General features: G+C 42.5%; 7 protein-coding genes and 1 tRNA gene. All 8 read left to right on the plus strand.

Annotated features, from left to right (window positions below; all coding sequences use genetic code 11):
* The first annotated feature begins 34 nt into the window (after nucleotides 1-34).
* The 8 genes from mutS to RWP09_RS09005 all read left to right on the plus strand — a co-directional run bounded on the left by mutS (nucleotide 35) and on the right by RWP09_RS09005 (nucleotide 10,909).
* On the plus strand, nucleotides 35-2,569 hold the full coding sequence (gene mutS, locus RWP09_RS08970) for a DNA mismatch repair protein MutS (protein ID WP_314436802.1): 2,535 nt from the start codon (nucleotides 35-37) through the stop codon (nucleotides 2,567-2,569).
* Between the two features lie 146 nt (nucleotides 2,570-2,715).
* Complete coding sequence (gene patA / locus RWP09_RS08975) at nucleotides 2,716-4,422, plus strand: multidrug efflux ABC transporter subunit PatA (RefSeq protein WP_314436805.1); 1,707 nt, start codon at nucleotides 2,716-2,718, stop codon at nucleotides 4,420-4,422.
* 1 nt (nucleotide 4,423) lies between these two features.
* The gene (patB, locus tag RWP09_RS08980) at nucleotides 4,424-6,190 is read left to right on the plus strand and encodes a multidrug efflux ABC transporter subunit PatB (protein ID WP_314436808.1); all 1,767 of its coding nucleotides are present in this window, start codon (nucleotides 4,424-4,426) and stop codon (nucleotides 6,188-6,190) included.
* A gap of 287 nt (nucleotides 6,191-6,477) precedes the next feature.
* A complete protein-coding gene (locus RWP09_RS08985) occupies nucleotides 6,478-7,167 on the plus strand; it encodes a gamma-glutamyl-gamma-aminobutyrate hydrolase family protein (protein ID WP_314436812.1) in 690 nt (229 codons plus the stop codon).
* Between the two features lie 170 nt (nucleotides 7,168-7,337).
* Nucleotides 7,338-8,687: a glucose-6-phosphate isomerase gene (locus RWP09_RS08990; protein WP_314436815.1), complete on the plus strand. Its 1,350-nt coding sequence runs from the start codon at nucleotides 7,338-7,340 to the stop codon at nucleotides 8,685-8,687.
* Nucleotides 8,688-8,817: 130 nt separating this feature from the next.
* Complete coding sequence (gene gltX / locus RWP09_RS08995; RefSeq protein ID WP_314436818.1) at nucleotides 8,818-10,278, plus strand: glutamate--tRNA ligase; 1,461 nt, start codon at nucleotides 8,818-8,820, stop codon at nucleotides 10,276-10,278.
* A 13-nt stretch (nucleotides 10,279-10,291) separates the two neighbouring features.
* Nucleotides 10,292-10,726, plus strand: coding sequence for a cytidine deaminase (locus RWP09_RS09000; protein ID WP_314436821.1), 435 nt, complete (start codon nucleotides 10,292-10,294; stop codon nucleotides 10,724-10,726).
* 111 nt (nucleotides 10,727-10,837) lie between these two features.
* Nucleotides 10,838-10,909 (plus strand) — tRNA-Glu (locus tag RWP09_RS09005).
* Nucleotides 10,910-11,143 lie beyond the last annotated feature (234 nt).

Raw genomic sequence — 11,143 nt, forward strand, 5'->3', positions numbered from 1 at the left:
CTCAAGACTTATTTTTGACAAGGAGAGACGGAAAATGGCAACAGAAAAGCTATCCCCCGGCATGCAACAGTATGTGGATATTAAAAAGCAATATCCAGATGCTTTTTTGCTCTTTCGGATGGGTGATTTTTATGAATTATTTTATGAGGATGCGGTCAATGCTGCGCAGATTCTGGAAATTTCCTTAACGAGTCGCAACAAGAATGCGGACAATCCGATTCCTATGGCGGGTGTTCCCTATCATTCTGCCCAACAGTATATCGATGTCTTGATTGAGCAGGGCTATAAGGTAGCTATTGCTGAACAGATGGAAGATCCTAAACAAGCAGTTGGGGTTGTGAAACGAGAGGTTGTTCAGGTCATTACGCCAGGGACAGTGGTCGACAGTAGTAAGCCGGACAGTCAGAACAATTTCTTGGTTGCCATAGACCGTGAAGGTAATCAATTTGGTCTAGCTTATATGGACTTGGTGACCGGAGACTTTTATGTGACAGGTCTTTTGGATTTCACGCTGGTTTGTGGGGAAATCCGTAACCTCAAGGCTCGAGAAGTGGTACTGGGTTATGACTTGTCTGAGGAAGAGGAACAAATCCTTAGTCGTCAGATGAATTTGGTGCTTTCATATGAAAAAGAAGGCTTTGAAGACCTTCATTTACTGGATTCACGATTGGCATCTGTGGAGCAAGCGGCATCTAGTAAATTGCTTCAGTATGTTCATCGAACTCAGATGAGGGAATTGAACCACCTCAAACCTGTTATCCGCTATGAAATCAAAGATTTCTTGCAGATGGATTATGCGACCAAGGCTAGTCTGGATTTGGTTGAGAATGCTCGTTCGGGCAAGAAGCAAGGTAGTCTTTTCTGGCTTTTGGATGAAACCAAAACGGCTATGGGTATGCGTCTCTTACGTTCTTGGATCCATCGTCCTTTGATTGATAAGGAACGAATCGTTCAACGACAAGAAGTGGTGCAGGTCTTTCTCGACTATTTCTTTGAGCGCAGTGATTTGACAGACAGTCTCAAGGGTGTTTATGACATTGAGCGCTTGGCTAGTCGTGTTTCTTTTGGCAAAACTAATCCCAAGGATCTCTTGCAGTTGGCGACAACCTTGTCTAGTGTGCCACGGATTCGTGCGATTTTAGAAGGAATGGAGCAACCTGCTCTAGCCTATCTCATTGAACAACTGGATGCCATTCCAGAGTTGGAGAGTTTGATTAGTGCGGCCATTGCTCCTGAAGCTCCCCATGTGATTACAGAAGGTGGCATTATCCAGACTGGATTTGATGAGACTTTAGACAAGTACCGTCGCGTTCTTAGAGAAGGAACTAGCTGGATTGCTGAAATTGAGGCTAAGGAGCGAGAAAACTCTGGTATCAGCGCCCTTAAGATTGTCTATAATAAAAAAGATGGCTACTATTTCCATGTGACCAATTCGCAACTGGGAAATGTGCCTGCTCACTTTTTCCGCAAGGCGACGCTGAAAAACTCGGAACGTTTTGGAACCGAAGAATTAGCCCGTATCGAGGGAGATATGCTGGAAGCGCGTGAGAAGTCAGCTAACCTAGAGTATGAAATTTTTATGCGCATTCGTGAAGAGGTCAGCAAGTACATTCAGCGTTTGCAGGCTCTAGCTCAAGGAATTGCGACAGTTGATGTTTTGCAAAGCTTGGCAGTTGTAGCCGAAACCCAGCATTTGATTCGACCTGAATTCGGAGATGATTCGCGAATTGATATCCAGAAAGGGCGCCATGCTGTCGTTGAAAAGGTTATGGGGGCTCAGACCTATATTCCCAATACGATTCAGATGGCAGAAGATACCAGTATCCAACTGATTACAGGGCCCAATATGAGCGGGAAGTCAACCTACATGCGTCAGTTAGCCATGACGGCGGTTATGGCTCAGTTGGGTTCTTATGTGCCAGCAGAAAGCGCCTATTTACCTATTTTTGATGCGATTTTTACCCGCATTGGAGCAGCAGATGACTTGGTTTCAGGTCAATCAACCTTTATGGTGGAGATGATGGAGGCCAATAATGCCATTTCGCATGCAACCAAAAATTCCTTGATTCTCTTTGATGAGTTAGGGCGGGGAACCGCTACTTATGATGGGATGGCTCTTGCTCAGTCCATCATCGAATACATCCATGAGCACATCGGAGCCAAGACCCTCTTTGCGACCCACTACCATGAGTTGACTAGTCTGGAGTCCAGCTTGGAACACTTGGTCAATGTTCACGTGGCAACTTTGGAGCAGGATGGGCAGGTCACCTTCCTTCACAAGATTGAACCAGGACCAGCTGATAAATCCTACGGTATCCATGTTGCCAAGATTGCTGGTTTACCAGCAGATCTCCTAGCAAGGGCGGATAAGATTTTGACTCAGTTAGAGAATCAAGGTACAGAAAATCCTACTCCTATGAGACAAACAAGTGCTGTCACAGAACAGATTTCACTCTTTGATACGGCAGAAGAAAACCCTATTCTAGCAGAATTAGCTAAATTGGACATTTACAACATGACACCCATGCAAGCTATGAATGTCTTGGTTGAGTTAAAACAGAAACTATAAAACCAAGACTCACTAGTTAATCTAGCTATATCAAGGAGACTTCTTTGACAAGTTCCCACTTTTTTGCTAGAATAACATCACACAAACAGAATGAAAAGGAGCTGACGCATTGTCGCTCCCTTTTGTCTATTTTTTAAGGAGAAAGTATGCTGATTCAGAAAATAAGAACTTACAAGTGGCAGGCCTTAGCTTCGCTCCTGATGACAGGCTTGATGGTTGCTAGTTCACTTTTGCAACCGCGTTATCTGCAGGAGGTGTTAGACGCCCTCCTTGCTGGAAAATATGAAGCTATTTATAGTATCGGGGCTTGGTTGATTGGTGTGGCTTTGGTCGGTCTGGTTGCTGGTGGTTTTAATGTTGTCCTTGCAGCCTATATTGCCCAAGGAGTTTCATCTGACCTTCGGGAGGATGCCTTCCGTAAAATCCAAACCTTTTCTTATGCTAATATTGAACAATTTAATGCGGGAAATCTAGTCGTTCGCATGACAAATGATATCAACCAGATTCAGAACGTGGTCATGATGGCCTTCCAAATCCTTTTCAGACTTCCCCTTTTGTTCATCGGTTCGTTTATCCTGGCGATTCAAACCTTACCTTCTCTGTGGTGGGTGATTGTTCTCATGGTAGTCTTGATTTTTGGTTTGACTGCTGTCATGATGGGAATGATGGGGCCCCGTTTTGCCAAGTTTCAAACCCTTCTTGAGCGCATCAATGCCATTGCCAAGGAAAATCTGCGTGGCGTTCGCGTGGTTAAGTCCTTTGTCCAAGAAAAAGAGCAGTTTGCTAAGTTTACGGAGGTTTCAGACGAGCTTCTCGGTCAAAATCTTTACATCGGTTATGCCTTTTCAGTAGTGGAACCTTTCATGATGTTGGTCGGTTATGGGGCGGTATTCCTCTCTATTTGGCTAGTTGCAGGGATGGTTCAGTCGGATCCGTCAGTTGTTGGTTCCATTGCTTCCTTTGTCAATTACCTAAGCCAGATTATCTTTACCATTGTTATGGTTGGATTTTTGGGAAATTCTGTCAGTCGTGCCATGATTTCTATGCGTCGTATTCGAGAAATTCTGGACGCAGAGCCAGCCATGACCTTCAAGGATGTCCCAGATGAAGAGTTGGTCGGAAGTCTTAGCTTTGAAAATGTGACCTTTACCTATCCAATGGATAAGGAACCGATGCTGAAAGATGTGAGCTTTACTATTGAACCTGGTCAGATGGTTGGTGTAGTTGGAGCCACTGGTGCAGGAAAATCAACCTTGGCTCAATTGATTCCACGTCTCTTTGACCCACAGGAAGGGTCTATCAAAATCGGAGGCAAGGATATTCGAGAAGTGAGTGAAGGGACCCTGCGTAAAACAGTTTCTATCGTTCTCCAACGTGCCATTCTCTTTAGTGGAACGATTGCAGATAACTTGAGACAGGGTAAGGGAGATGCTACTCTATTTGAAATGGAACGCGCAGCCAATATTGCCCAGGCTAGTGAATTCATTCATCGTATGGAGAAAAGCTTTGAAAGTCCAGTTGAAGAACGGGGAACCAATTTCTCTGGTGGGCAAAAGCAACGGATGTCGATTGCTCGTGGGATTGTCAGCAATCCACGTATTCTGATTTTTGACGATTCGACCTCAGCCTTGGATGCCAAGTCAGAGCGCTTGGTCCAAGAAGCCTTGAATAAGGACTTGAAAGGGACGACAACCATTATTATTGCTCAAAAAATTAGCTCGGTTGTCCATGCAGACAAGATTTTGGTTCTAGATCAAGGACGATTGATTGGCCAAGGCACGCATGCAGACTTGGTTGTCAATAATGCCGTTTATCGTGAAATTTATGAAACACAGAAAGGAAAGGAGGAGTAAAATGAAGACAGTTCAATTTTTTTGGCATTACTTTAAGGTCTATAAGTTCTCATTTGTGGTTGTTATCTTGATGCTGGTTCTATCAACTCTTGCCCAAGCCCTCTTTCCGGTTTTTTCTGGACAAGCGGTAACAGAGCTAGCCAATTTAGTTCAAGCTTATCAAAATGGCAATCCAGAACTTGTTTGGCAAAGCCTATCAGGAATCATGGTCAATCTTGGCCTGCTAGTTTTGGTTTTATTTATCTCCAGTGTGATATACATGTGTCTTATGACGCGTGTGATTGCAGAATCGACCAACGAGATGCGCAAAGGCCTCTTTGGTAAACTTGCTCGGTTGACGGTTTCTTTCTTTGACCGCCGACAAGATGGCGATATCCTGTCTCGTTTTACCAGTGATTTGGATAATATCCTCCAAGCCTTTAACGAAAGCTTGATTCAGGTCATGAGCAATATTGTTTTATACATTGGTCTGATTCTCGTCATGTTTTCGAGAAATGTGACGCTGGCCCTCATCACCATTGCCAGCACACCAGTGGCCTTCCTTATGCTGATTTTTATTGTAAAAATGGCACGCAAATACACCAACCTCCAGCAGAAAGAGGTAGGGAAGCTAAACGCCTATATGGATGAGAGCATCTCAGGCCAAAAAGCTGTCATTGTCCAAGGAATTCAAGAGGATATGATGGCAGGATTTCTTGAGCAAAATGAGCGCGTGCGCAAGGCAACCTTTAAAGGAAGAATGTTTTCAGGAATTCTGTTCCCTGTCATGAATGGGATGAGTCTGGTCAACACAGCCATCGTTATCTTTGCTGGTTCAGCTGTACTTTTGAATGATAAGACTATTGAAACAAGTACAGCTCTAGGTTTGATTGTTATGTTTGCCCAATTTTCACAGCAGTACTACCAGCCTATTATTCAGGTTGCAGCTAGTTGGGGGAGTCTTCAGTTGGCCTTTACTGGGGCTGAACGGATTCAGGAAATGTTTGATGCAGAGGAAGAAATCCGACCTGAAAAGGCTCCAATCTTCACTAAGTTGCAAGAAGGTGTTGAAATTAGTCATATTGATTTTTCATACTTGCCTGATAAACCTATTTTGAAAGATGTCAGCATTTCTGCCCCTAAAGGCCAGATGACAGCAGTTGTTGGTCCGACAGGTTCAGGGAAAACGACTATTATGAACCTCATCAATCGCTTTTATGATGTTGATGCTGGTGGTATTTATTTTGACGGCAAAGACATCCGTGACTATGATTTAGATAGTCTCAGAAGCAAGGTGGGAATTGTTTTGCAAGATTCGGTCTTATTTAGTGGAACGATTCGAGACAATATCCGTTTCGGTGTGCCAGATGCTAGTCAAGGAATGGTTGAGGCAGCAGCCAAGGCAACCCACATTCACGACTATATCGAAAGCTTACCTGATAAGTACGATACTCTTATCGATGATGATCAGAGCATCTTCTCGACTGGACAAAAGCAATTGATTTCTATCGCTCGAACCCTGATGACAAATCCAGAAGTTCTCATTCTAGATGAAGCAACTTCAAACGTAGATACGGTGACAGAAAGTAAGATTCAGCATGCCATGGAGGCGGTTGTAGCAGGTAGAACTAGTTTCGTCATTGCCCACCGTTTGAAGACCATCCTCAATGCAGACCAGATTATTGTCCTCAAAGATGGAGAAGTCATTGAACGTGGTAATCACCATGAACTCTTGAAACTAGGTGGCTTCTACTCAGAACTCTATCACAATCAATTTGTCTTTGAATAAGAAAAAAGTTGTCCTATGGGCAGCTTTTTCTTGTCCATAAAAAATATTTATCACAGCCTTAAAAAAAACATATTAGACGAAAAGCGTTTTGAGTGATATGATAGGACTATCGTTATACTCAATGAAAATCAAAGAGCAAACTAAGAAGCTAGCAGTAGGTTGCTCAAAGCACTGCTTTGAGGTTATAGATAGAACTGACGAAGTCAGTAACATATATACGGTAAGGCGACGCTGACGTGGTTTGAAGAGATTTTCGAAGAGTATTAACATTCGAAAGGAGAGACATCATGCCTAGAACGGTTGTAGGAGTTGCTGCAAATCTATGTCCCGTAGACGCAGAGGGCAAAAATATTCATTCATCTGTATCTTGTAGATTCGCAGAGAGCATTCGTCAAGTCGGTGGTCTCCCTTTAGTCATTCCTGTTGGTGATGAGTCAGTTGTACGCGATTATGTGGAAATGATTGACAAACTCATTTTGACAGGAGGCCAAAATGTTCATCCTCAGTTTTATGGAGAGAAAAAGACCATCGAGAGCGATGATTACAATCTAGTGCGCGATGAGTTTGAATTGGCACTCTTGAAAGAAGCGCTTCGTCAGAATAAACCAATTATGGCAATCTGTCGCGGTGTCCAACTTGTCAATGTTGCCTTCGGCGGAACCCTCAATCAAGAAATCGAAGGTCACTGGCAAGGACTACCTTTCGGAACATCTCACTCTATTGAGACAGTGGAGGGGAGCGTGGTGGCCAAGCTATTTGGAAAAGAAAGTCAGGTTAACTCGGTCCATCGTCAAAGCATTAAGGATTTGGCACCTAATTTCCGCGTAACCGCTATTGATCCAAGAGACCAGACCATCGAAGCGATTGAGTCTATCGACGAGCACCACATTATCGGTTTGCAGTGGCATCCAGAGTTTCTGGTTAATGAAGAAGATGGCAATTTAGAATTATTTGAGTATTTATTGAATGAATTGTAACGACTGGTATATCTGGTCGTTCTTTATTTTATTTTTTCAAAATTTTTGGGATGCGGCATTTTTACGCAAACGTTTGAATTCTGATAATAATTGGAGAAATTCGACAAAAAAACTTGAAAAAAACGAAAGTAAGCGTTATGATAGAAAAGAAGAAATATTGGAGGAATAACATGTCACATATTAAATTTGATTATTCAAAAGTTTTAGACAAATTTGTTGCACCACATGAAGTGGAATACATGCAATCACAAGTAACAGCAGCAGATGAATTGATCCGTAAAGGAACTGGTGCTGGTAGCGACTTCTTGGGATGGTTGGACCTTCCTGAGAACTACGACCACGAAGAGTTTGACCGTATCTTGAAAGCTGCTGAGCAAATCAAGTCAGACAGCGATGTTTTGGTTGTGATCGGTATTGGTGGGTCTTACCTTGGTGCCAAAGCAGCAATCGACTTCTTGAACCACCACTTTGCAAACTTGCAAACAAAAGAAGAGCGCAAAGCTCCACAAATCCTTTACGCAGGAAACTCAATCTCATCTACTTACCTTGCTGACTTGGTAGAGTATGTTGCAGACAAAGACTTCTCAGTAAACGTGATTTCTAAATCAGGTACAACAACTGAACCAGCGATTGCTTTCCGTGTCTTTAAAGAACTCTTGGTTAAGAAATACGGTCAAGAAGAAGCCAACAAACGTATCTATGCAACAACTGACCGCCAAAAAGGTGCTGTTAAGGTTGAAGCAGACGCTAACGGCTGGGAAACATTTGTTGTTCCAGATGACATCGGTGGACGCTTCTCAGTATTGACAGCAGTTGGTTTGCTTCCAATCGCTGCATCAGGAGCTGACATTAAAGCCCTTATGGAAGGTGCTAACGCAGCTCGCAAAGACTACACTTCAGACAAAATCTCTGAAAACGAAGCTTACCAATACGCAGCAGTTCGTAACATTCTTTACCGTAAAGGCTATGCAACTGAGATCTTGGTAAACTATGAGCCATCACTTCAATACTTCTCAGAGTGGTGGAAACAATTGGCTGGTGAATCAGAAGGAAAAGACCAAAAAGGTATCTATCCAACTTCAGCCAACTTCTCAACTGACTTGCACTCATTGGGTCAATTTATCCAAGAAGGAACTCGTATCATGTTTGAAACAGTTGTCCGTGTTGACAAACCTCGTAAGAACGTGATTATCCCTAGCTTGGAAGAAGACCTTGATGGACTTGGTTACCTTCAAGGAAAAGACGTTGACTTTGTAAACAAAAAAGCAACTGATGGTGTTCTTCTTGCCCACACAGATGGTGATGTACCAAACATGTATGTGACTCTTCCAGAGCAAGATGCTTTCACTCTTGGTTACACTATTTACTTCTTCGAATTGGCAATTGCCCTTTCAGGTTACTTGAATGCTATCAACCCATTTGACCAACCAGGTGTTGAAGCTTACAAACGCAACATGTTTGCCCTTCTTGGAAAACCAGGATTTGAAGAATTAAGCAAAGAACTTAACGCGCGTCTATAATAATGGAAGAAAAGAGTGGTTTGCCCACTCTTTTTACTCTCTTTATTCATAGAAATTGGACTCAGCCAAGACTTGTGATATAATATAGAGAGCAAAAAGGCAGATGCCTAGAGACTTTATAGGAGAAACTATGTCAAAAGATATCCGCGTACGTTACGCACCAAGTCCAACAGGACTACTACACATCGGGAATGCCCGTACAGCATTGTTTAACTACTTGTATGCACGTCATCATGGTGGCACGTTTATTATCCGTATCGAAGATACTGACCGTAAACGTCATGTCGAGGATGGAGAACGTTCACAGCTTGAAAACCTTCGCTGGTTAGGCATGGATTGGGATGAAAGCCCAGAAACACATGAAAATTACCGCCAGTCTGAGCGTTTGGGCTTGTATCAAAAATTCATCGACCAACTGTTAGCTGAAGGAAAAGCCTACAAATCTTACGTTACAGAAGAAGAGTTGGCAGCTGAACGCGAACGCCAAGAAGCAGCTGGTGAAACACCTCGATATACCAACGAATACCTTGGTATGAGTGAAGAGGAAAAAGCGACTTACATCGCAGAACGTGAAGCAGCAGGAATTATCCCTACTGTTCGCTTGGCTGTCAATGAGTCAGGTATCTACAAGTGGCATGATATGGTCAAAGGTGATATCGAATTTGAAGGTGGCAATATCGGCGGTGACTGGGTTATCCAAAAGAAAGACGGTTACCCAACTTACAACTTTGCCGTTGTCATCGATGATCATGATATGCAAATTTCTCACGTAATCCGTGGAGACGACCACATTGCTAATACACCAAAACAGCTTATGGTCTATGAAGCCCTTGGTTGGGAAGCTCCAGAGTTCGGTCATATGACCTTGATTATCAACTCTGAAACTGGGAAAAAATTGTCTAAACGCGATACCAACACCCTTCAGTTTATCGAAGACTACCGTAAAAAAGGTTATTTACCAGAAGCAGTTTTTAACTTTATTGCTCTTCTTGGCTGGAACCCAGGAGGTGAAGATGAAATCTTCTCTCGTGAAGAACTCATTAAACTTTTTGATGAAAATCGCCTCAGCAAGTCACCAGCAGCCTTCGATCAGAAGAAACTCGACTGGATGAGCAATGATTATATCAAGAATGCAGACCAAGAAACTATCTTTGAAATGGCAAAACCATTCTTAGAGGAAGCAGGCCGTTTAACAGATAAGGCTGAAAAATTAGTTGAGCTCTATAAGCCACAAATGAAATCAGTAGATGAGATTATCCCATTGACAGATCTTTTCTTCTCAGATTTCCCAGAATTGACAGAAGCAGAGCGTGAAGTTATGGCGGGTGAAACAGTCCCAACAGTTCTTGAAGTCTTTAAAGCAAAACTTGAAGCGATGACAGATGATGAATTTGTGACAGAAAATATCTTCCCGCAAATCAAAGCTGTTCAAAAAGAAACAGGTATTAAAGGGAAAAATCTTTTCATGCCTATTCGCATCGCAGTTTCAGGTGAAATGCATGGACCAGAATTGCCAGATACGATCTTCTTGTTAGGCCGTGAAAAATCAATCCAGCATATCGAAAACATGCTAGAAGAAATCTCTAAATAAGGAGGTTGCAATAATGGACATCTGGGAAAAGATGTACGAAGAAGCACAGAAACTATACAATCCACATGAAGTATCAGACTTTGTTTATGCCAATCATGTTGTAGCTGCAGTAGAAGCAGAAGATGGACAAATATTTACAGGATTCTGTATGGAGGGAACCTGTGGTGTTTTCCATCTCTGCGCAGAACGGGCGGCCCTCTTCAATATGTACCAAATTTCAGGACAAACTAAGGTTAAGAAAGTATTAGCCTTTCGAGACAAACCACCTTATGGTGGAAGTTCGGGTATGCCTTGTGGCGCTTGCAGAGAATTCCTCTTAGAGTTGAACGCTGAAAATAAAGATGCAGAATTCATGATGGACTATAATATAAGAAAAACAGTTAAAGTCGCAGAACTAATCCCCTATTGGTGGGGAGAAGAACGTGCTTCTAAATTTAATAATCAATAGAAGAGTCAGTACAATTCTGGCTCTTTTTACTTAACTTGAAAAAAGATTAAAAAAGTAGTTGACAAAGTATGAAAAGTGGGTATAATAGTAAGAGTTGAAAATAACAGCTCAGGTCCGTTGGTCAAGGGGTTAAGACACCGCCTTTTCACGGCGGTAACACGGGTTCGAATCCCGTACGGACTATGGTATGTTGCGGTTAGAACACTTGATGAAAAAAGTTTTAAAAAAGTTTCAAAAAAGTGTTGACAAGCGAAAGCGGCTGTGATATACTAATATAGTTGTCGCTTGAGAGAAGTAAGCGACAAAGACCTTTGAAAACTGAACAAGACGAACCAATGTGCAGGGCACTATAACTAAGGTTATAGTACTGAACAATGAAAAAACAATAAATCTGTCAGTGACAGAAATGAGTGAGAA

The organism is uncultured Streptococcus sp. (genome assembly GCF_963521255.1).
Classification (GTDB): domain Bacteria; phylum Bacillota; class Bacilli; order Lactobacillales; family Streptococcaceae; genus Streptococcus.

Excerpts from the sequence above, each read along its gene's own strand:
- mutS (WP_314436802.1), top strand. The coding sequence starts at position 35 with ATGGCAACAGAAAAGCTATCCCCCGGCATGCAACAGTATGTGGATATT.
- patA (WP_314436805.1), top strand. The coding sequence starts at position 2,716 with ATGCTGATTCAGAAAATAAGAACTTACAAGTGGCAGGCCTTAGCTTCG.
- patB (WP_314436808.1), top strand. The coding sequence starts at position 4,424 with ATGAAGACAGTTCAATTTTTTTGGCATTACTTTAAGGTCTATAAGTTC.
- RWP09_RS08985 (WP_314436812.1), top strand. The coding sequence starts at position 6,478 with ATGCCTAGAACGGTTGTAGGAGTTGCTGCAAATCTATGTCCCGTAGAC.
- RWP09_RS08990 (WP_314436815.1), top strand. The coding sequence starts at position 7,338 with ATGTCACATATTAAATTTGATTATTCAAAAGTTTTAGACAAATTTGTT.
- gltX (WP_314436818.1), top strand. The coding sequence starts at position 8,818 with ATGTCAAAAGATATCCGCGTACGTTACGCACCAAGTCCAACAGGACTA.
- RWP09_RS09000 (WP_314436821.1), top strand. The coding sequence starts at position 10,292 with ATGGACATCTGGGAAAAGATGTACGAAGAAGCACAGAAACTATACAAT.